Raw genomic sequence first — 21,902 nt, 5'->3', positions numbered from 1 at the left:
TGTGCGCTTAACTGCCCTTAGCTTAACCTGAACTGCTGTAATATCCATTTTGAATTGACTGTTAACCCATAGGTTTTGGGCTATAAATAAGACTAAGTAATACTGTCAACTATCTTGATGGCTAGGGCTAGACGTACTTAGGGTATGTCATTTACTAAAACGAAGGTTTAATAGGCTTAAAACGGCTATAGATTTGCTTAACGGAGTCAATATTTGCAAATTGTCTAGACAATATATCTATATTCTCTACAAAATTTTCTTTGATTGACAAAAACCTATTTTATTTCAGATGAGCTAATTAAGAACACGTCCAAGTCTTTATTTTAACTTTTAGCTAATATTTATCGTTTTTTTATTACTGTTTTTATTAAGGATTTTAGACAGTCCATTTGGAGAGGTTATTTTGGTCACTAGGTCAGTTTTGGGCTGACCAATGAGTAACAGTGCACTACGACAATATACCAATGGATTTGGTTTTAACTACAAGGATAGGTAGATATATTATGATTGAAGATAAACCTCACAAGTCCAACGACCCTCATACCAACGGCTATGAGCCTTCTTCTAGCTTCCTGCTAGATATTGCCCCGCTGGTATTAACCGCCATTATTCTGATGGTGCAATTCTTTGTTTTTAATGACTTTACCCCGCACATTCCACTAGCATGTGGCATTTTGATCACCGGTCTGTTTATGAAACTACGCGGGCGCAGCTGGGACGGGATGGAGGAGCGTTTTTTAAAGGTCGTAAAAATAGGCCTACCCGCTATGATTATCTTAATGGGTGTGGGTATGTTAATTGGGGCTTGGATTATCGCTGGTACTGTGCCTACGATTCTTTATTACGGCTTTAGTGTTTTCTCTCCCTCTTCCTTCTTAGTTTCTGTTTGTATTATTTGCGCCATTATTTCTGTGGCAACAGGGACCTCGTGGGGCACGGTTGGGACAGTCGGGTTAGCCATGATGGGTATTGGTTTAGGACTGGGTATCCCGCCATCCCTAACAGGTGGAGCTATTGTCTCGGGCGCTTTTTTTGGCGACAAAATGTCACCGTTGTCTGATACCACGAACTTAACCCCAGCAGCAGCCGGAGTTGATCTTTGGGAGCACATTCGCGGTATGTTGCCAACCACTGTACCTGCCATGGTTACCGCGCTGATTATCTATGCTTGGATCGGCATGGGCTACGGCGCAGACAATGTTGACTTATCATCAATAAAACAAATCCAAGCCTCACTAGCAGCCAACTATAACCTAAGCATAATTACGCTATTACCCGCTGTGGTGGTGGTAATTGCGGCAGTTATGAGAATGCCTGCCATACCAACAGTACTTTCAGGTGTGGTAGTCGCAGGGTTAGTCGCCTTCTTCTTACAAGGTGTAGGGGTGCATGACATCTTTAATGTCCTACAAAATGGCTTCGTTAGTGAGACTGGTATTGCCGTTGTCGATCAGCTGCTATCCAAAGGCGGCGTGATGTCGATGACTTGGGTTGTGACCTTGACCATCTTTGCCTTAGCGTTCGTCGGCTCCATCGAGCACTACGGTACATTGAAAGCTATCATGGCCAAAATCAATAACATGGTGAAGTCAAGGTTTGGTCTCGTGTCAGCGACTTATGCTAGTACTATTGGCGTCGGTACACTCATCGGTGATGTTTATACCACGCTAGTGTTGCCTGGCCGACTACTCAAAGACAAATATCAAGAGATGGGCTACAAGCGCACCACGCTGACCCGCTCGATCGAAGATACTGGTACGCTACTATCGCCATTAATTCCATGGAATATGGGTGGCAGTTTCGTCGCCGCGACTCTAGGTATTGCGACGTTAACTTACGCACCATTTGCCTTTGCTTGCTGGTTGTCTCCCTTATTTGGCTTGCTATGGGTCATTTTAAATAAGTTCATTCCCCGTGAAGACACCACTGTTATTAACCACACGAGCACACACTCTACTGTAGACAACGTGTAATTTAGAAAGGAAGCTAAGATGTTGCAAGAGCAATGTTTGTGGAGCGTTACTGCGCCCAAAACTCATCATTACGATAAGCTAACGAGAGAAACGCAGACCCGAGTTTGCATTATTGGCGGTGGCTACACTGGACTGTCTGCTGCAATTCATCTGGCAGAACAAGGCATAGCCGTGGTGTTACTAGAGAGTAAGATCATTGGTAGTGGTGGTTCAGGACGTAATGTTGGTTTTGTCAATGCTGGTACCTGGGCGCGCCCTGATGATCTTAATTTAGCCATGGGTGAAGAGGCGGGTGAGCGTTTAGGTACTGCGCTGGGCAACGCTCCCAGTCTCGTATTCGATATAATTGATCGTCACAATATTGACGCGCAAGATACGCGTACCGGCAACATCCATATGGCACACAATGCCAAAGGTGAAGCCGATGTTGATATCCGCTATGAGCAATTGACCCGTCGTGGTGTTAATGTTGAGGTATTAACTGGTGCGCGCTGTCATGAATATTGTGGCACTACTAGCATTAACAAAGCCTTGCTCGACCACCGTGCAGGTACTATTAATCCTTCCGCCTATGTCAATGGTCTTGCAGCGGCGGCGGCAAAATTGAATGTACGTATCTATGAGAACTCTACTGTGACCTCGCTTGAGAAGTCCGGTAGCGATTGGTACGTAAAAACGACCGAAGGTGCGGTAAAAGCTGAAAAAGTGATTATTGCGACCAATGCTTATACGGAAGGAGAGTGGACGGAAATTAAAAAAACATTCTATTTGGTTGACTACTATCAGATTGCTTCAGAGCCATTAACTGGTGCTGAGGCGGATCGGATATTACCTTATAAAACAGGCGCTTGGGATACGAGATTGGCGTTATCGAGTATTCGCCGTGACAAAGATGGTCGCCTGCTACTAGGCACGGTCGGAGGTAAAGCTATGAAGTCTAAAAGCTTTTATCAGAATTGGGCAAACCTAGTGCAAAAAAGCTATTTTCCAGATTTACCTAAGTTTAATTGGCAGTATGAATGGTATGGTCACTTTGGTTTTACGCAAGATCATATCATGCGCGTCTTTGAGCCAGAAGAAGGTATCTTAGCCGCTACAGCCTATAATGGCCGTGGAATAACTACAGGTACTCTATTGGGTAAATGCTTTGCTGATTACATTGTCTCGGGGGACCGTTCAGTATTACCATTACCATTTAAAACTATCAAAGAAGCTAAAGTGGGCATGTCCACTCTGCGTTCAGGATACACGGAGCTTGGACTGACCTTATATCATATGGGGCAGTGTCTAAAAATTATTGCCTAGCTTTTAGGAGCGGCTTGTGGTCTACAGTCGCTGAATTAATATAGTATATTGACGCAGTGCGCGGTATTTATTTACTCAACCCATCGCTTTGAAGGTACAGTTAAGTAAACACCGCGCGCTGCTTTTATTTGACGACTCAAGGTTATATCGAGCTGTCTTTATTTGTTTGGAGTATATATCGTGACTGATATTTCAGTACTGCCTACTTTAGAATCTACCACTGTCTCAACCAATCAAGGCTTGACGGAGCAAGTATTGTCAGCTCTGCAAGCACAGCATGGTTATGATGAAACTCAGATTAAGACGGACGCCACTAGCCTTGAGTATTGGGGCAAAGACTGGACCAAACACTTTGCGCCAGCACCATCGGCTATTGTCTTTCCAAAGTCTACCGAGCAAGTACAGGCTTTGGTGAAATTGGCTAATAAGCATAACATCGTTATAACCCCAAGTGGTGGTCGCACAGGGCTATCTGCAGGTGCGGTCGCTAGCAACGGTGAAATCGTCGTTAGCTTAGATAAAATGAATAAGATTGGTCAGTTTTATCCGGCTGATCGTTTGGTTGAGGTCGAGGCTGGGGTTATCACCGAACAGTTGCAGCAGTTCGCCGAAGCACAAGGCTTGTATTATCCAGTCGATTTTGCCTCAGCAGGTTCTAGCCAGATTGGTGGTAATATTGGTACTAATGCTGGCGGTATCAAAGTGATTCGCTACGGTATGACTCGCCAATGGGTACTAGGGCTAACGGTAGTCACGGGCAAAGGTGATATTTTAAAATTAAACCGTGGCATGATTAAAAATGCTACCGGCTATGATTTGCGGCAATTGTTCATTGGGGCGGAAGGCACTTTAGGTATCGTCACCGAAGCGCAGATTAAACTGGATCGACCCCCGCATGATTTAACCGTAATGGTCCTCGGCATGGACGAGTTTGACCACATAATGCATGTCTTATCCGCGTTTCAAGCGCAGATTGACTTGACTGCGTTTGAATTCTTTGATGATGTGGCGATTGATAAATTAATGGCGACCGGTCATGTACAAGAGCCGTTTGAGACGCGCACAAAATACTACGCGCTATTAGAATTTGAAGCGCCGTATGAGCCGATTATGGACAAGGCGATGGTAATCTTTGAGGATTGCATGGAGCAGGGCTGGGTAGTCGATGGGGTGATGAGCCAAAGCATTGCGCAGGCGATGGAGCTTTGGAAATTGCGCGAGTACATCTCCGAGACTATCTCCGTCTTTACCCCCTATAAAAACGACGTGTCAGTATTAATTACCCACGTACCGAGCTTTATTCATGATATCGAAGCGGTAGTTAATGCCAGATACCCCGATTTTGAAATTTGCTGGTTTGGTCATATTGGTGATGGTAACTTGCATCTGAATATTCTAAAGCCAGAGGGCTTATCAAAAGAAGAGTTTTTTGGAAAGTGCCAGATCGTGAATGATGCTATTTTTGCGATAGTGCAGCAATATGGCGGTTCAGTCTCAGCAGAGCATGGCGTGGGGATGACTAAAAAACCATACCTGAATTATAGCCGAAGCGACACAGAAATTGACTATCTACGCGAGATAAAAAAGGTCTTCGACCCAAATGGTATTATGAACCGTGGCAAGATCTTTGATATTTAATTGAATATAATATTCCGACTTGTTATGGCCTAATATTAAGATGACTGTAATAAATATACAATATTAATTAAGCATTAAAATTAGGCTAAAACCCTATATATAGTAAGGAATTATTATGCAAATTCTAGATAATAAGTCAGTCAAAGATCAACTGACCATGACTATGGCTATTGAAGCCATCGAAAGTCTACTTAGCTTGCAGGCTGAGCATCCTGACTGGATCAAGTGCCCTGAGCGGTTAGTCATTCCGACCTTTTCGGCAACCGACCATCACTCAACAGGCTCACATCTGTCTATGCCGTCCGTGGTATTTGACGGGACTGATGAGTTTACAGTCGTCAAGCTTGTGACCATCTGCCCTGACAACCCAAGTCGTGATCTGCCCACAACTACGGCTGTGATTACCGTGTCTAACAATGCGACAGGGGAGGTAATTGCCTTTATGGATGGCGTCTATGTGACACAAGTGCGAACAGCTGCACTATCTGGTGTGGCTACCAAGCACATGGCTAACCCAGATAGCAAATGTGTCGCGGTAGTAGGCTGCGGTGGTATGGCGTATGAGCAGCTCAATGCCGTATTAACGGTGTGCCCCGACATTAAGCAGGTCAATCTTTGGAATCGAACTCTTGAGAATGCTGAGAAATTTAAGCAGAATTTTCAGACCAATTACTCGCAGTGGGATGTCGATATTCAGGTCGTCGATGAGATAGAAGCTGCCGTTAAGGAGGCGGACATTATCAATCTGGCGACTCGATCAACCGAAGGATTATTTGATTTAGAGCAAATCAAACCAGATGTTCATATCAATGCTGTGGGAGCTTATCAACCAAACATGAAAGAAGTGAGTAATCAGGTAATAGATGCCTGCTCACACGTCGTTATTGATGATAAGCCAGGAGGAAAGCATGAAGCTGGCGATTTAATCCAAGCGCATGACGATAGTGAGTGCTCGTGGCAATGGAAAGATCTGACTGGGGACCTAGCGGCATTGGTAACGAAAAAAATAGCAGTGTCACCGAGTAAAAAAGGTATTACCTTGTTCAAATCTGTCGGTGCGGCGAGCTTTGATGCGGCGGTCGCTTTAAAGCTGGCGAAGTTAGCTAATGATGACAACCTAGGCCAATCTATTAAATGGTAAAGGTAGACATCTGTATAATCTCTAAATACATTTAAAACTAAAGGGTAGACTTTTCTACCCTTTAGTTTTTGGTATTAACAGGTTAGTTATAGGCTGTTAAGGTTGCTAGTCTATTAGAGATGTCTAAAAGGCTGCTGGATGATTGCAGTACTTCTCACATTCGCCATACGAGGATATAGACTACATGAGACAGCCTTATACTCAGATTAATGTCAATTATAAATAACTTGTGAGCAGCGCTTGTCTTAACGCAGCGGTACTTCATAAGTGACGGGTAGGGTAACAATACCTACGACAGCAACGCCGTTTTCCATAAAGGGGTTGAAGCGACCTCGCTTAAAGGTCTTAACAGCGTCGTTATCGATAATAGAGTTGCCGGACGAAGAGGCAATAGATACATTCGTTATACTGCCTTGCTTGTCTACCTCCATTCTTAATGTCACCGTAAACTTATCGCCGGGTCTAGCGTTGCGAAGTGCGCGTTGCGGGAATTCAGGTTGAGGCTTATTGCGCCAACTTGCATTCGCACGTCCTGCTGAAATAGAGACGGGAGTGTTGCTTGCAGCCTTTTGTCTATCCAGCTCAGCCTGACGTTGTCTATCCAGCTCAGCCTGACGTTGTCTATCCAGTTCAGCCTGACGTTGTCTATCCAGTTCAGCCTGACGTTGTCTATCTAGCTCAGCTTGGCGTTGTCTATCTAGCTCAGCTTGGCGTTGTCTATCTAGCTCAGCTTGGCGTTGTCTATCTAGCTCAGCCTGACGTTGTCGATCTAACTCAGCCTGACGCTGTTTATCTAACTCAATTTGACGCTGTTTATCTAACTCAATTTGACGTTGTTTATCTAACTCAATTTGACGTTGTTGAATGATGGTAGTGCTCTCTTCAACCGTAATAGTCTCCGGTTTTGGTATTGGTTCAGGTTCAGGCTCTACAACAGGTTCCGGTTCAGGTTCTACAACAGGCTCAGGTTCAGGTTCTATAACAGGCTCCGGTTCAGGTTCTACAACAGGTTCCGGTTCAGGCTCTACAACAGGTTCCGGTTCAGGCTCTACAGCAGGCTCCGGTTCAGGTTCTACAACAGGCTCCGGTTCAGGTTCAGGTTCTACAACAGGCTCAGGCTCTGGTTCTACGACAGGTTCGGGTTCAGCATTTAACTCGACCACTTCGGGTGGCTGCTCTTCAGGAATCTCAGTTAGTATGATCTCAATCGGTTTTGGTTTTTCTTTCTCTATTTCTGGGATATTGGATACTTCCATATTCGCAAGCGACCAAGTAGCGGCCCCATGCAAGGCTAAGACGCTAACAACAGTTGCCACATTAGTAATAGAGAACTTTGATCGGTTAGTTTTATTTGCGTGCATAAGGACCAATACTTAAAAATGAAATTAAGACGTTGAATAAAGTAGCGTGGCAATAGTAGTTAACAAAGTTCTTAGAGCCTTCATAGCCACTATAGAGTCCATTTGAACGTGACATATTTTATCAATGTTCAAAAGTAGTCTTACTCAGACACAAAAGGTGATTAAGTATGAATACGTGGTATAAGGAGACTACATCATTCTAGAACTCGGGTGATACTAATGTAGTAAAACGTAGTTATGATAGGCTAAATCAGCCAAAAAGTAAATGATAACTATTATTGTTAAGATATTTGTTTGTAGATATTGCTATTGGATAGCGCTTTAAAGAAGGGGCTGACCTACGTAACTGGTGCAAACCTTGTTTAACCCATTATTTTAATTGTAGTAGTTGTGACTTTGGGTCACGGTGATTAAATCGCCACTCATATTCCTTTCAATACAAGTGGAAGTGTTCTTTTGGAGCACTATTAAACTTATGCAAATGACGCTTTGTTTGGTTCTAGAAGTTCTCAGTGCCATTGCTATGGCTGCTGTCTTGAACAAACCTTTTTGAGTGGTTAATACGGTAATGCGTAAATTCACTAACGTCTAAGGCGTTAGAGCTTTTAAATGCGTCTCTATAAACGATGCTGTCAGGCTTTACCTTTTCTCTTATAATCGCGATTAAGGTATTTGCACGAGCATCAGGTATGACACATAGCATGGAGCTTACCGCTACGCTTTTATAGCGCAAAAACAGGCCCTTTACTAACGACACCTCGACTACGTTTGCCTTCGCGAGCCACCGAGTAAGATTCATCCACTTCTATCTCGCCTTTGAGTAATTCAGGCTTTTGGCTGTTCTCAAAAATAAACCGTCGTAGCCGGTGGAAGTAGTAACTAGCAGTGCTCTTATTAATGTCAACTACACTGGCCGGCCGCTGGTGTTGCTGTAGAGCCTGCAATAAATAGTTCAATTAGGCTGCTTTGGTTGTACCAACTTAATTTACCCCTTCTCATGTCACTATCCTAAATAATTTTACGTATCTAGGACAGCCCCGCTGATAGAAGTTATTAAAAGCACATAAGTTAGATTTACGCTTATACTGAAATTTTGCAAACGCGTCCATAAAAAAGGCCAGAAACCTTATGCTTCTGGCTCGGTAGCGAATGAAACAATGTTCGAATGAAACAATGTTCGAATGAAACAAAGCTCGAATGAAACAAAGCTCGAATGAAACAAAGCTCGAATGAAACAATGTAAAAAGGCAACTTGACTTAAATAACTACCGCTTAGTTAGATAATATAACTATCAATTAACGCATTCACATCGCCTGAATAGCCGTTTAATACGATATTTAAATCAGTTTGTGTATCAGCATAGCCATTTGCGTAGCCGCCAGTTGAGCTGATATGTAAAGTGCTGGTATTAGCCTCCCAACTGACGTAATTCTCCATACTTTCGACATTACCGATAGTCTCGCCTTGCAACAAGTCATGCAGATGAAGCAGATTATTTCCTGAAGCGAAGTCGCTGATAGTATCGGTATCTGGTGAGCCAATCTCTCCTTTATCGTCTGCTGTCCAGATGAAAGTATCATTACCATCCCCGCCATTGAGTGAGTCGTTTCCAGATCTGCCTTGCAAGACATCATTACCTGACAGCCCTTCAAGAGTATCGTTTTCTCCAGCTCGGTCTATTAAGGTATCGGCCAAGATGGTTCCCGACAGTACATTACTGTCTTCGACAATAATATTAACATTTGTCGTTTCAGATCTAATACCATCAGATAAGGCATATTCAAACGACCCTTGCGACGGGCTATTGGCGTCAAACTCAAAGACAAAAGGGTCATTACCGCTGACTGTGCCGCCGTCAGCATTACTGCCTTCACTTACTGTAGTGGTCGTAGCTAGGTTATCGTTGGCAAGTAACACGGCCTGATCTATATCGATAGAAGGTGATGACTCATTGGTAATAATGTGATCGGCCATTGGGTTTAAGTGGTAGATATTGAAGGTCTGCTCAGCGGAGCTGGTGTCCCCATCATTATCAATTACTGTGAAGTTTATAGTCTCTTGATAGCCCTTGATAGTCGCAGTAGATTGGTAGTTGTACTGACCAGTCTCAAAATTTAGCATCATCGCGCCACCTGCGACAGTATCAATCGAGATGGTGGTTGTAGCCGCTTCAAAGCTTGAGCGGTCCTCACCTATGGTAGAGATGCTATTGTTAGTTTGGTGATATTTATAAACAGTATCGTCTACGGTAATGCTAGTGATATGACCACCATCAGCGCCATAGCCTGTTTGAGAGTTTAATACGTCACCACTGACTAGGTTGCCTGTCCCTGCATATTCAGGTAAAGCACTTAGTAATACGTCATTAAGTTGGTCAAACTCCGTGACTACCAAGGCCAGTTCATTGTCGTTATCCGCTGCTAGCTGACCATCATAAGAGATTGGCATAAGCTCATTAGTGGTCACCTCTGAACCCATAGCAAAGGCATAGGATTTAATTTTATTCTCGGTTAAGAAGTCTGTCCAGATCGCCTCTTCTGCTGCTTGAATACCTTCATCGCCGCTCTCAAGACCGCCAGTATTACCATCACCATTTAGCTCACCTGTTAGCGTACTGTCCTTACCTAATCCAAATGTAGGTACTCCATCAGACAGCATGTAAGCATAGTTTTGCGCATCAGTAAGTGCACCAGGCTTAGCAAAGGCATCTATGGCTGAGTTTAGTAATCCATCGTAGTTGGTGCCGTTAGTTAATGTTAATTTCTCAATATAAATCTTTGCTTCTTCTGGGGTTAGCCAAGTATCCTGACCTACACTATCGGCGACTGTCTCTAGAATTTGAATACGTAGGTTGCCCACCTCACTAAACCCATCAATCAGATTATTGATAGCGACTTTGGCAACGTCAAAGCGAGTCGTACCAAGATTATCAATACCAGCGTCATTATTCATACTGCCTGAGCTATCCAATAGCACCATAACATTGGTATTGACAGGACCAAGGGGTATTTCTACAGTTTTTTCAGCGACCACCGGACGGTCATCTTCTACAGTTACGGTAAAGCTAGTCGTCGATGTGTTATTGACTTCGTGGTCTTCATTAACTTCATTGACTGTAGCCTCAAATTGTAGTGCAAGATTGTTTTCAGCACTGTTTATTGGATGATCGATTGCGTGTAGTAAAGTCGTATCATAAGTGGCAGTATAGTCCGAGCCATCAGCAGTGACAGTATTCACCTTTATGGTCATGATCTCAGTAGGGGTGTCGCCCTCGATAATGGCTTGACCAGTTAGGATGTCGGTTGCATTATCCCAGCTCCAAGTTACCTCATTACCTTGAACTTTAATATCGCTTGGTCCCGTTAACTCAAAATCGATATCGTCAGCAGCACTTGACGTATCGATATCAGTAAAAGTAATCATTCCACTAGCAGTCGGACTGTCGGTTGTATCCGTATCACCGATATTGTCAGTAATACCGTCTGCCAGACCTTCTTCTGAGACGCGAACCGAGGTGGCTGCCAGATCTACTAAGGTATCGTTATTGCCATTAATAGTGATATTTAACAAAGCAGTATCACTTAAAGTGCCGTCACTCATAGTGTAGTGGAAACTCTCTGTGAGTGTGTCGCCCTCATTGAGTTGCTGGACAGCTGACTTCGTATCGTCTACCTCATAAGTAAAGCTGCCATCTGCATTTAGTATCAATGCTCCATACTTGCCGACGAGCTTTGAGCCGAGTGTACCTTCATTAACACCGTCGCTAATGCTTGTCACCGAAGCGTTAGCTGCGCTCGGAATATCATTACTAAGGACATTTCCCGAAGCTGTGTTTGAGCCTTCTGTATTGTCTGCGCCGCCACCTTCTACTGCGCTTGTGGTGTCATCTATTGCAGTTATGTCATCGTTAATAATAGTACCGATACCAGTATCGTCAGCAATGGTGGCGTTAATAGCGTTGCTTAGCGTCACTTTGAATGTCTCGGTAGGTTCCCAAACCTCATCATTTGTTATGGGTACTGTGACTGTAGTTGAGGTAGTACCCGTTGGTATCGTGAGGACGTCAGATTGAGCGGTATAGTCTACTGGTGAGACTGCTCTAACGCCGCTTGTGGCATAGCTGACGCTAATATCTTGCGAGGTCGTGCCTTCTACCGAAATAGTAAATGTCATAGTGCCATCTTGCTCATTCATCATCACGTTATCTATGGATAGCGTCGGTGGCGTCTCATCATCTTCGTCTCTAACCACACCGGTGGCACTATCAATTCCGACGCTAGCATTTTGCGCAGTATCGATCTCTAGCATTAAACTTTCTGAGCGCTCGTAAACATCATCATCTATGATGGTGACGGTAATGGGTGATGCCGCTTTACTACCTGCAGGAATGGTCAGGCTATCGCCATTATCAAGGAAGTTCTGAATATCTGCTGGTTCGGTTAGTCTTATGGCTTTGCCGGCCGCATTGGTATAGCTGATGGTTGCGATATCAGCTGCCAAGACCGTACTGGATTCACCCACCTGAACTTGAACGGTGGTATCAAAGGTGCTGAGGTTGTCTTGAGAGAGCATAAAAACCAACGTGTCATCGATACCTTCTACAGCTTCGTCGTCTGGGGCGCTGATGTCGACCACGGGTGGGGTGGTATCGATGAGCGCCGTATCACTACTGGTCGGTGACTGCTTGCCATCGGTGTTTTTAATCACAGCCTCTACTACAATAGTCTGACCATCGCTTGGGGCAGGGTACTCTCTGGTAACGCCATCAGCGATAATATCGTTAGTAATCGCAAGCTCTTCTATAGTTCCATCACTCCCCGTAATCACTAGCGTATCGCCGGGACGAGCGTTATCTGGTACTGTGATTGAGACGCCAACAGTACCGTCTAGCTCATCATTGGTGATAACACCATCATTATCCGTATCTTCGGTAATGACCACGGTCGGTGCGGTCAGCTCGATACTATTTGGCGCTGGACTATCGTCGTCGTCATCCTTTAGCAAAAGCGGCACGAGTCCGGTCAGTCCCACTAATGGTAGAGCTGCTAACCACCAAGGCGTTGCATAATCTTCACCACCTAAGGCTTGACCCTCTACTGCGCCATCCTCGAGCTGAGTAACAAAATCGTACACCTCTCCAGTATCAGGAATATAGTAATAATACTGCCCATCTTCTGCGATACCGACTAGGGCGCTGCTACTGACCGCCTTGCCATCCTCATCATAAAAATTTTCAATGATAAGGTCGCTATCTTCCCCTTCACGCTCAAATGAGATATGTAAGTCTGTATCGACACGTTTGCTAATAATATGGTTTGGTCCATGACCAATGGAGACATCGAGAAATTCATAATTGGCATCGTCCACGGCCTGAATGACAGTGGCAACACCATCTTGAGTGACCACACTTTGCTCATTAGTGATGTCGCTGGCCTTATGCGTTTTTACTATAATAGTTTTCATATCCACACCTTCTAATTTGGCTTAATATCTATCGTTATCGTATTAATAAGTCGCCGGCTAAATGGTCGTTAATAAATGACGACACCGTCGTAGGCTATTGATTTAAGGCGCTCAGCTGCTATGCCATAGGAATCCACAAGTAATCGCTCAACAGCTTGGGCACATTTTTGCGAGAGCGCCATATTGCCATCATCGCTTGCTCGGCTATCGCTATGGTCCTCGCTGAGGGCCGTGGTGTTACCCTACTTCTTCATAAAGTCGGCTCTCTCAGAGATTTCACTGAAGTATTGTGGTTTTACGAGGGCTTTGTCGGTATCGAATAAAGCCTTAAGCTGGGTCCTAACGTTCTCCTCCAGTATGGGGATAGATACAGGCTCAGCTACTGGCTCATCAACAGGAATAAGAGTCATCTCGATATAGGAGCGGGTGGACAGTTGTCCGTAACGACTCGGCTGATTTGATGGCTCTGATAGCGTTTATTACGTAGTGCGGGTAGGGCCGTAGCTGTCTCGATAAGCTGAACAGCGCTTTGATTATTCTCATCGACGTTCACATCAAAATAATAGGTCTGACCCCCTTGTAGCTCGAATGGCTTAAGCTTCATGAGTAAATCATTGGTCTTAAGACCTGTTCTTACTACACTAATATTGTTCATTCCCACACAAGAATACACTTGGGTATAGTTACCGGGATGAAGGCTGACTTGGAAGCGATCATTAATTGCTATATTGGCTCGTGATTGCTCATCATCAGCATCTAACTTACGCATAAAGACAAGTCTAGTCATATTGTCCGGAACTTTTTGTGCTAGCAGCTCGTCTGCACGCACATCGACCTGCTGCTGCCAAATGATATTGTTGACACGCCTCATATCGCCTTTTGCGGTTATCTTGGCGGCGGCGCAGCCCACTAACACCATGCAAGTGCATAATATTCCCAGCTTTATTCCAGTAATGAGTTTCATAACACACCTATGATGATAAGTTCACAACAATACCGTCGGTACAGCGGTATCTCTGCCAGAATGATTAAATCTATTTTCAATTAAATTGTTTAGCCATTCTTAAATTATCTTTAGCTACAAAGCTCTGTACGAGGAGTCAGTGTGACGAGCTAAGCAACTGAGTTAATAGCTTAGATTGATAAATATTTGTTTTTTAAAATAAAAAGCTCTTAGTTTAAATATAAACTTATGTCTATAATTAAACTATGAAGTTGTCTGTTAGAAATATCGATTAGAAGAAATGCCTGTGAATTGATGTTTATTAATCGCTAAAATTAATAAGTTTACAGTTAAACCAAACAAAAATTGGCTTTCAATGAGATAACTGTAGCATTTTCTAGTATTAGATTGCTAACATAACTTGATAAAAGACCGATTATAGTCGATAAAAATTATAATTTAACTAATAATAATGAAAAATTGTCGGTTAAAATATGATGGTAGTGTGCCGTGCTAGTATCAGAGAGGTCATTAGAGTGTTCAGTAACACCCATTAACTTTGAGCTATTAGCGTGCAGTTAAAGGGCAGGAAGTAAGAAAGGAAGGCAGGAGAACTGTTTGGTAGTATGGGTGGAAACTATCATTCAATCGATAAAGCAGTTGGCACTATTGATTCCAAGCCTAGTGATAAGTTGTTTAAAATCGAGATGGGCCGCGGTAGGGTGGGATATGGACAACTCTATGTAAAACAATTACATAAAACAGTAGTTGGGATAAATTTATTGGCTAGAAGCGAGGGTATGACTGAGACGGGCGTAAATTTATTTCAGCGACTTTGTATCAAATCAAAAATGGATTGACTATAGACATTAGGAAAGAATAAAAGGAGAAGCTGTGCTTAACCTAAATCGTCGAGGCTATCGTTTTAGTCGTTTTGACTTGCCCGATACAAGAAGTGCTAGAGGTTGGTGAATAGTCAACATAGTTTGCCCACAATAAAAGCGATACAGTTCACCCTCACTAGCCCTACTAACGTTTGGTTTGCGCTCAAACTCCTTGTATCCGCATTGTTTTAGCTTGATCATAGGAAGAGTCACAACAATAGCGCACCCGTGATGTGAGAAGCGATAAAAATAATGTCTGGGGGACATTATTCGCTTCGCAAGAATCAAGCTGTGCTTGATTGGCGACATTAACATTAGGGGGGGGGTAAATGTTTCTCACTCCACTATCGCTACGTCTTGCGCTGCCTAAAAAGGTCTCCCAGACCTTTTCTTAACGGCGCTCACCACGCACCCGTGATGGTGAGAAGCGATAAAAATAATGTCTGGGGGACATTATTCGCTTCGCAAGAATCAAGCTATGCTTGATTGGCGACATTAACATTAGGGGGAGTTTAAATGTTTCTCACTCCGCTATCGCTACGTCTTGCGCTGCCTAAAAAGGTCTCCCAGACCTTTTCTTAACGGCGCTCACCACGCACCCGTGATGGGTGCGACCATAGTTTTGCATTGATTGGTAATCAAGTGTGTAAGTTTCAATCCACGCACCCGTGATGGGTGCGACCATAACTTATTTACAATACACTGTGCGGAGTGTGTTTCAATCCACGCACCCGTGATGGGTGCGACTAGTTCTGAATTTGAATCACCTGAATTTGACCCGTTTCAATCCACGCACCCGTGATGGGTGCGACTTTTGGTTTTGATGATATGGCGCTGGCTGTTGAAGTTTCAATCCACGCACCCGTGATGGGTGCGACCTGTCCCTACTATGCGGAGTTGAGACAGAGCAAGTTTCAATCCACGCACCCGTGATGGGTGCGACAAAAGGAAACCTGACTATGTCAGCTAAAACTAAAGTTTCAATCCACGCACCCGTGATGGGTGCGACAGCCTATGGTCTAAGTCATTAATAAAGTTAAGATTAAACTTTGGATTATGCGAACGTCTAAACCATAAGCAAATCTAGCAAGCAAAGCGCTCACTAGATTTTTATTAAAAAACAAAAAATCGAATATAATCAATAAGTTAAATGGCATAGCAAACCTTTTGCGAATCCCCTAGGGATTTTATGTACGCTATAGGTTCTCATTGACCTTATAACAGTCGATTCAACGCTTAAACGAGTTCCTATCTACTTAGAATAGCAGAACATCGTTTAAGTCTAACACAGGTTTTGCCCCAATATGCTCGACTTTGTGCTGCCAATTCTTACCCAGATAATAGTAGCGTAAGCTATCGACATCTGGGTCAATAATATCTTCTAGCGTCGCTTTAAGCATTGTCCATTGTGCTGGATTGACTTCAATCTCGAACACTGAGTACTGTACCCGTTGTCCATAGTTTAAGCAGTTCTTAGCGACATGACGTAATCGTGCTGCACCTTTTGAGTCAGCAGTACTGATGTCATAGGTGACAAGTATCATCATAGAGTAAGTCCTTAACATTTATAATGAGAAGCTGGCTTTATTTATAGGATTTCTATTTCCACAAAAAAGGAATATAGGCATCTATATCCCCTCGAATATGACGTGCCATAATGGTCGCTTGTAGGTGTGGCAGTAGTCCAAAAGGGACGGTCTCTTCAAACCAGTCATGATAGATGGTCTGTTGCTTGCGATCGTGCCATGCCTTAAAAAAAGTCTGCCGTGCGTCGTCTTTGAGCCAAACGGCACCGTTTTCTTCTGTTTTGAAGTCAGACTTACTTAATTGCCTCTTATTGATTAAGGAGAGGACAAAGCGATCGACTATAGGTCGAAACTCTTCTACCAAATCTAGTGCTAGGGAAGGGCGACCGGGACGTAGCTGATGGAAGAAGCCACAGGCAGGATCAAGGCCAACTGTCTCAAGCGCGCTACGGTAGTCATGAGTCATCAGCGTATAGGAAAAAGAGAGTAGGGCATTGACAGCATCGGTAGGTGGGTTGCGAGTGCGTTTAGGAAAGCGATAGTCAGAATTACGGATAAAGTTGGGAAATACGCTAAAGTATGTGCTCGCCATTTCTCCTTCGCGGCCAAGCAAATTTGGAAGATTTTCTGCCGTTAATATTTTGTTTAGGCCATTCTCCAAGCGCTTTTGTGCCGCATGTAGACAGTCTACAGTACTCTCATCAAGTTGTTGCTTATAGTCACGCAGATAACGGCGAATGACTTGGCGTTGGTTATGGACCTTACCTAAGACAATACTGTGGCATATCATCTGCGTTCGCTCTAAGTCATCGGCTATTCGGTACTGCTCACGGCGCAACAGTACATTGCCACTGACGGCACCTTCAACGCGGGCTTGAAACTTCCCGTATTGATTGAGATGGGTGATGGTGATTCCATTATCCGTGCAATGCGCCATCAGCGCTGGAGATATAGAGACTTGACCAAAGCAGACAATAGCCTCTAGTTTGTGAATAGGCACGCGGCCTTTGACCTCGTAATCAATATTCATGACCACGTTTTCGCCTTGCTTATTCAACCACGCGCCTTGAGTTTGTACAAATAAGGTGTTTTTTAATGGACGCATTCATCTTCCTTGTTCATACATTATATTATTATGGTAGGGTTAACAGTCATTCAATAATAAAGGATTTGCACTATGAGTAAGCAAAGTAATAATGAAGCAAATGTAAAAAATGCTAATAAAGGCACGGACGGTACCAATGAGACTTATGATAAAGCGCAAGGCAATCGCGGCAAGCAGCTAAATCCTCAACAGCCAAAAAACGATGCTCAAAAATAATAAATTAAAGGCGTTTACTTTCAATTAATATTAGAGTCAGTCGTCGTTGTTATTGACTTGGCGCACTTCATTAAGGTTTGCAGTTATCTGATTAGATAACCAAGCTTTAGCGTTTTTATTAAAAATTTTAGGATGGCACACCTCTTTAAGCGAACAATTACGGCACTTACTGGTGCTATAAATGGGTTTGGGTGTAATACCAGACTCAATGATATATCGACAATCATTAATAGCTTCTAAAGTCAGTGCTCTAAGCTCTTCATCAAATGTCACTGCATGACGCCGCCGGGTCTTACCGTAGAACAAAGCCCCTTCAGTAACCTTGCAATTATGCATGTCCTCTAAACATAGCGCCTGTGCACACAGTTGCACTTCATCAGCGCGGTGCGATTTGGGCTTACCGCGTTTGTATTCTATAGGGTAGGGGATTTGGACGCCATGTTCGTCAGTGCGATATTCGACCACGTCAGCCACGCCTTCTAACGCTAAGGACTTGTGACCCAGTGGCAATGTGCGAACGCTTTTGATATTGCCACGGGTGTCATGACCGCCAGAGTTTACTTTACCGTGCATGACTTGCCCTTCAGCGGTATAGACGTTCTCTTCCCAAGCGCATTCAAGCTCGATAAGAGCGAATTGACGAGGGCAGAATAGGTAATGTTGTAGCCTTGATAGGTAGAGGGTTTGCATGGCGATGGCTCTGCAATTAAGGATTAAGTGCTGAACAAACCTTACGTTGACAAGGCTTGTTCAGTACTTATTGTGTTAAGCAATAATTATATCTTACTATCGAACCTAACTCCCTCTGGCAAATTATCTTCATCGACGCTAACGGTATAATCTGAAAACGCTCGAATAGGTTTGGTCTCATCATGTAGCTTAATGTTGACTAAGTCAAAAAGCTTATGCGCCGGCGCATTACCCAACTTACTGTCATGCTCAAACACAAAAAGCTTCCGAGCATTCATCTGACCACGGGCGGCAGAATGGTCATGGTCAAACATATTAATTAAGGATTGCCAGAATACCTCTAAATCCGCTTCGTTGAACCCTGTGTCCTTAGCAAAATGTGCCGAGATAAATCCATGACAGCGATATAATCCGTAAGGAACGGTAAATTTACGCCCCATGGTTCTATTTTCGGTATAGCTTTCCTCTCCAGTTTTATCATCCACCTTAATGTCTTTTTCATTAGCCACAGCCATGCGAGTGATGCTATGTTCAAGTGTCACTATCGGATCAACCGATCTTGAAAAAGTTAACTGGACAGGACCGCGAACTTGACCTGCATTTTTACCTGTACTCATAACTGCGCCAAAAGTACGCACGTCATAATATTTATCACACATAAACTGTCGGGCTTGTTCAATCTTGTCAGCGCCCTTTTTATCTTTGACGTTTTCTTGATCATGAGCTTCGTCAATCAAGTTATTCAGTACGCCTCGCTCTTTGATAAAAATATCGTAACCAGCTTGCTCTTGAGTCATCTGGACAAAGTTGCGTACCTTGCGTTTAAGGCACACATCGGTGACTAATCCCATGCCCGTCTCTGGGTCAACTCTCGGCAAGTTGCCTGCATCTGGGTCACCGTTGGGATTACCGTCTTGAACATCGAATAAGTAAACAAAGTCATAGCGTTTTTCAATAATATTATTAGTAGTCATCATAAAATCCTTCAGAAATTATATTTAATTAGGGTCACATAGTATTAGAAGCATAAAACGTTTAAATTAAGATTTTTCGTTAATACTATTTTCTACTGTCTCTTTTTCATCTTTAGATTCAAAAAAGGCTTGGCGACGTTGATAATAGCCGATGGCGAATAAGCCTTGTTGCTCCATATTTAAATGGCTGGGGAAAGTCTCTATCTTGTCTAGCAGTTCCCCTAAAAAACGATTCAAATTAATTGACCGTCCTGTACTACGCTTACTTATCTTACTTAGATGGTGTTGAGATAATTTTAGTAATGTACCAAATACAGTTACTGGTGTACTACTTGCCGATCCATAATAGCGGTCTCGAATAGTGGCATTTATCTTGCCAGACTCGGTAGTTTCTTCCTGAATTTTTTCTAATACTGCAAACAGTGCACCAAGCACGTAGCCGATGTCATGGCGGTCTTTGTCGTATCCCACGGTTATCTCCTTGTGAATAGATGAGGCATTAGTACGTATTTTTCGATTGAGGTAAGCTTTTATTAGGCTAGCCCTAGCATAAGTGACCGACTGCTCCGCACGGTTGCGCCGAATCGCCAGTTGTAATAAAGTAATTGGCAGACTTGATCCCGTTAAAATGCTTTTGGTGGTATCAGCAATAACATTGGGTGGCAGATTGTCGGCTTTGCCTTCAAAGACTAAGTTGCATAACAATCGCATCAGCGGCATATATTGCGGATAAGGTGAGTTGTTGCCTCGCACCATCTCAATATCATTAAACCATCGAACAATATGAGTGGCTAATGAAGCAATAGTATTCTGATGCCAAAAACGCACGACAATTCGTGCTGAGTTAGGCGATAGTCCAAGAACGTACATGATTTGCTTGCCATCAGGTTCTTTGTAGTTACTTTCATTAAAACTGCCATGATGAAAGCTACTGTATAACTTCTGGACTGAGCCAACAAAGGCATCAGGGTTGTCTTTACTACCACCATTCAATATAAAGGGTATTTCGCTCTCCTTTTTGCTGGCTTTATCACTCCAGCACACCACACTGACATCTCCGAGTCGAAAGCGATTATTACTTTTGAGCAATGTATTGAGTGCGGTGGTGTATTCAAACATCGCGGTTTCACTGACGGGGAAGCCATAACCTTGCGTTTTACCATAAGACTCAAACGCATCAAGATTGATTGAGGAAAATGGGGCAGGCTTGGCATTAACGCCGCCAATAGGCTGATGTAAACGAGCGATGGATGCTCTTTCACCTGTCACTAGGCAAATGGCTTGATCACTCTCGCCAGCTTTAGGTGGGGCATTTAATTGCTGTTTAAGGAAGTGTTGTATGGACTTTGATTGACAAATAAGGTCGGGCTGACCTTTTAGGCGAAAGGTAAGGTTGCACCCCTTTATCTTTTGGCATTCTAGCCAATTGGGATCAGCTTTAACCGCTTCAATGGCATCCTTATTTTCTAAAAACTGCTTAACTGCTTGAATGCCGATATCATCTGGCATAATGTGGTGTAGTTCGTCTACTTTATCCTTAAAAGTTTGATGTTGCAGGGTTGCCATCTCAATACTTTTTTGAGACTCATCAGCCAGCTTTTCAGCAGACATTTTGGCGCTACCAGCGATGTCTTTAGGATGAGCCAGTACATAACCGTAGTGGTCCCATAGTATGTTGGTGGTTTGATAAGAGTTTTTGCCAGAACGAGACTCGCCAAGTGGGACCAAAAAGTAGCGACCTTTTTTGGTGGTTTTATCACTACCCCGAGTGTCTTCTAGAGTGACAAATTGGCCGTCTTTATCAATCAGAATAATAAAGGGGATTTGTTTATTCTCAAAACCTTGCGGCGCAATATTGCTGGCATCTGCATCGGCTTTCCGATGATAATATTGAGTCAATGCGTGTAATATCATCGTTTGACCTCCGAGCTAGACTTGTCAGGGATGCTAATCACGCCATGATTCATCTTGGCATGAAAGAACATGGGCTGGGGGTTGTTGGTATTGGTGTAGTCAAGGTCATAGAGCATAAAGCCCAAGTCTTGATTGTCACTAATTGGCTCAAATGCGTCAGGTGGGTCTAAAAGAATGGGTTGGTTTTTTTTATCCAGTTCTATTAGTTGAAAAAAACAACTAAACTCGCGGCAGCCAAGATACGGCTGATAAAAGCATTGACCCTTGTTGGCTCTACGTTCAAACATTTGCGCAAACTTACTACGATTGTCTGCTTTGCCCGCTTTATTAGTCATAACGAAGTCAGCATAGATGCGATAGCGTACATCTTTAAGTAGGAGGCTGGCACGCTGTTGGCGATTGTCATCAATGACAATGTCATAGTCGCCTTTACCCTTGCCATTCATCATGCTCTGAGCGTTACGAGTAGACATTTTTACGCCTACTTCATTGCGCCTAACCGATATCCATTCGATAGGGTTAAGGACTTCAATACGTTTTATCTGCCACTCTATAGCAGGCTTCCAAAGTATCGCCTCAAAGATAGCTCGGCAAGCTGAAGGGGTAATGACTGGATAACTGACTCGTTCGACTTTCATCTCTGGGCGAGTGAATAGTGCATAATCGCCCCAAACCTCAATACAAAACATAGCACCTCCTTAATAGCATCTTTAAATTATCCTTTTTTGTGCAGTAATATTGACTTAAAAGTAGGGTAGAGACGGTTTT

The 21,902-nt window shown here is 43.5% G+C and carries 15 protein-coding genes, 1 pseudogene and 1 CRISPR repeat array; of the genes and pseudogenes, 6 read left to right on the top strand and 10 right to left on the bottom strand.

The genetic code is table 11. From position 1 onward, the window contains the following. Positions 1-503: 503 nt before the first annotated feature. The 4 genes from nhaC to EGV92_RS02755 all read left to right on the top strand — a co-directional run bounded on the left by nhaC (position 504) and on the right by EGV92_RS02755 (position 6,057). Positions 504-1,973 (top strand): Na+/H+ antiporter NhaC, encoded by a 1,470-nt coding sequence (nhaC, locus tag EGV92_RS02770; RefSeq protein WP_131667674.1) that lies wholly within the window; start codon positions 504-506, stop codon positions 1,971-1,973. A gap of 18 nt (positions 1,974-1,991) precedes the next feature. After that, positions 1,992-3,278: an L-pipecolate oxidase gene (amaA, locus tag EGV92_RS02765; protein ID WP_131667673.1), complete on the top strand. Its 1,287-nt coding sequence runs from the start codon at positions 1,992-1,994 to the stop codon at positions 3,276-3,278. A gap of 240 nt (positions 3,279-3,518) precedes the next feature. Continuing rightward, on the top strand, positions 3,519-4,916 hold the full coding sequence (locus EGV92_RS02760) for an FAD-binding oxidoreductase (protein ID WP_242678616.1): 1,398 nt from the start codon (positions 3,519-3,521) through the stop codon (positions 4,914-4,916). A 115-nt stretch (positions 4,917-5,031) separates the two neighbouring features. Continuing rightward, on the top strand, positions 5,032-6,057 hold the full coding sequence (locus tag EGV92_RS02755) for an ornithine cyclodeaminase family protein (RefSeq protein ID WP_131667672.1): 1,026 nt from the start codon (positions 5,032-5,034) through the stop codon (positions 6,055-6,057). Positions 6,058-6,302: 245 nt separating this feature from the next. On the opposite strand, the gene EGV92_RS13865 is transcribed toward EGV92_RS02755, so the two are convergent. The 3 genes and pseudogenes from EGV92_RS13865 to EGV92_RS02740 form a co-directional block, all read right to left on the bottom strand. Next, positions 6,303-7,418, bottom strand: a complete 1,116-nt coding sequence (locus EGV92_RS13865; RefSeq protein ID WP_165525544.1) for a TonB family protein — start codon at positions 7,416-7,418, stop codon at positions 6,303-6,305. Positions 7,419-7,788: 370 nt separating this feature from the next. Next, a pseudogene (locus tag EGV92_RS02745) lies at positions 7,789-8,417 on the bottom strand (IS1595 family transposase). 277 nt (positions 8,418-8,694) lie between these two features. Then, on the bottom strand, positions 8,695-12,882 hold the full coding sequence (locus EGV92_RS02740) for a Calx-beta domain-containing protein (protein WP_131667671.1): 4,188 nt from the start codon (positions 12,880-12,882) through the stop codon (positions 8,695-8,697). 167 nt (positions 12,883-13,049) lie between these two features. Between EGV92_RS02740 and EGV92_RS13860 the strand changes: the two genes are divergently transcribed. Further along, positions 13,050-13,205 (top strand): hypothetical protein, encoded by a 156-nt coding sequence (locus EGV92_RS13860; RefSeq protein ID WP_165525543.1) that lies wholly within the window; start codon positions 13,050-13,052, stop codon positions 13,203-13,205. An 83-nt stretch (positions 13,206-13,288) separates the two neighbouring features. On the opposite strand, the gene EGV92_RS02730 is transcribed toward EGV92_RS13860, so the two are convergent. The 3 genes from EGV92_RS02730 to cas1c form a co-directional block, all read right to left on the bottom strand. Then, positions 13,289-13,846, bottom strand: a complete 558-nt coding sequence (locus EGV92_RS02730) for a hypothetical protein (protein WP_131667669.1) — start codon at positions 13,844-13,846, stop codon at positions 13,289-13,291. 1,446 nt (positions 13,847-15,292) lie between these two features. Further along, positions 15,293-15,718: a CRISPR direct-repeat array (repeat unit 32 nt; unit sequence GTTTCAATCCACGCACCCGTGATGGGTGCGAC). Positions 15,719-15,965: 247 nt separating this feature from the next. Continuing rightward, positions 15,966-16,256 (bottom strand): CRISPR-associated endonuclease Cas2, encoded by a 291-nt coding sequence (gene cas2 / locus EGV92_RS02725; RefSeq protein ID WP_131667668.1) that lies wholly within the window; start codon positions 16,254-16,256, stop codon positions 15,966-15,968. A gap of 52 nt (positions 16,257-16,308) precedes the next feature. Beyond that, entirely contained in the window at positions 16,309-17,340 is a 1,032-nt protein-coding gene (cas1c, locus tag EGV92_RS02720; protein ID WP_131667667.1) for a type I-C CRISPR-associated endonuclease Cas1c, read from the bottom strand. Positions 17,341-17,412: 72 nt separating this feature from the next. Between cas1c and EGV92_RS13855 the strand changes: the two genes are divergently transcribed. Further along, positions 17,413-17,556, top strand: a complete 144-nt coding sequence (locus EGV92_RS13855) for a hypothetical protein (RefSeq protein WP_165525542.1) — start codon at positions 17,413-17,415, stop codon at positions 17,554-17,556. Positions 17,557-17,592: 36 nt separating this feature from the next. Here EGV92_RS13855 and cas4 read toward each other — a convergent pair whose 3' ends face one another. The 4 genes from cas4 to cas5c form a co-directional block, all read right to left on the bottom strand. Beyond that, a complete protein-coding gene (gene cas4, locus EGV92_RS02715; protein WP_131667666.1) occupies positions 17,593-18,246 on the bottom strand; it encodes a CRISPR-associated protein Cas4 in 654 nt (217 codons plus the stop codon). An 86-nt stretch (positions 18,247-18,332) separates the two neighbouring features. Further along, a complete protein-coding gene (gene cas7c, locus EGV92_RS02710; RefSeq protein ID WP_131667665.1) occupies positions 18,333-19,220 on the bottom strand; it encodes a type I-C CRISPR-associated protein Cas7/Csd2 in 888 nt (295 codons plus the stop codon). Positions 19,221-19,286: 66 nt separating this feature from the next. Next, positions 19,287-21,134, bottom strand: a complete 1,848-nt coding sequence (gene cas8c, locus EGV92_RS02705; protein WP_131667664.1) for a type I-C CRISPR-associated protein Cas8c/Csd1 — start codon at positions 21,132-21,134, stop codon at positions 19,287-19,289. Further along, positions 21,131-21,823, bottom strand: coding sequence for a type I-C CRISPR-associated protein Cas5c (gene cas5c / locus EGV92_RS02700; RefSeq protein WP_131667663.1), 693 nt, complete (start codon positions 21,821-21,823; stop codon positions 21,131-21,133). Before cas5c ends, cas8c begins: the two co-directional genes overlap by 4 nt. Between the last annotated feature and the right edge of the window lie 79 nt (positions 21,824-21,902).

This window comes from Psychrobacter pygoscelis (assembly GCF_004335015.1).
In the GTDB taxonomy this organism is placed as follows: domain Bacteria; phylum Pseudomonadota; class Gammaproteobacteria; order Pseudomonadales; family Moraxellaceae; genus Psychrobacter; species Psychrobacter pygoscelis.
The sequence above is the reverse complement of the archived record's forward strand: the minus strand, read 5'-3'. Positions and strand labels throughout refer to the sequence as shown.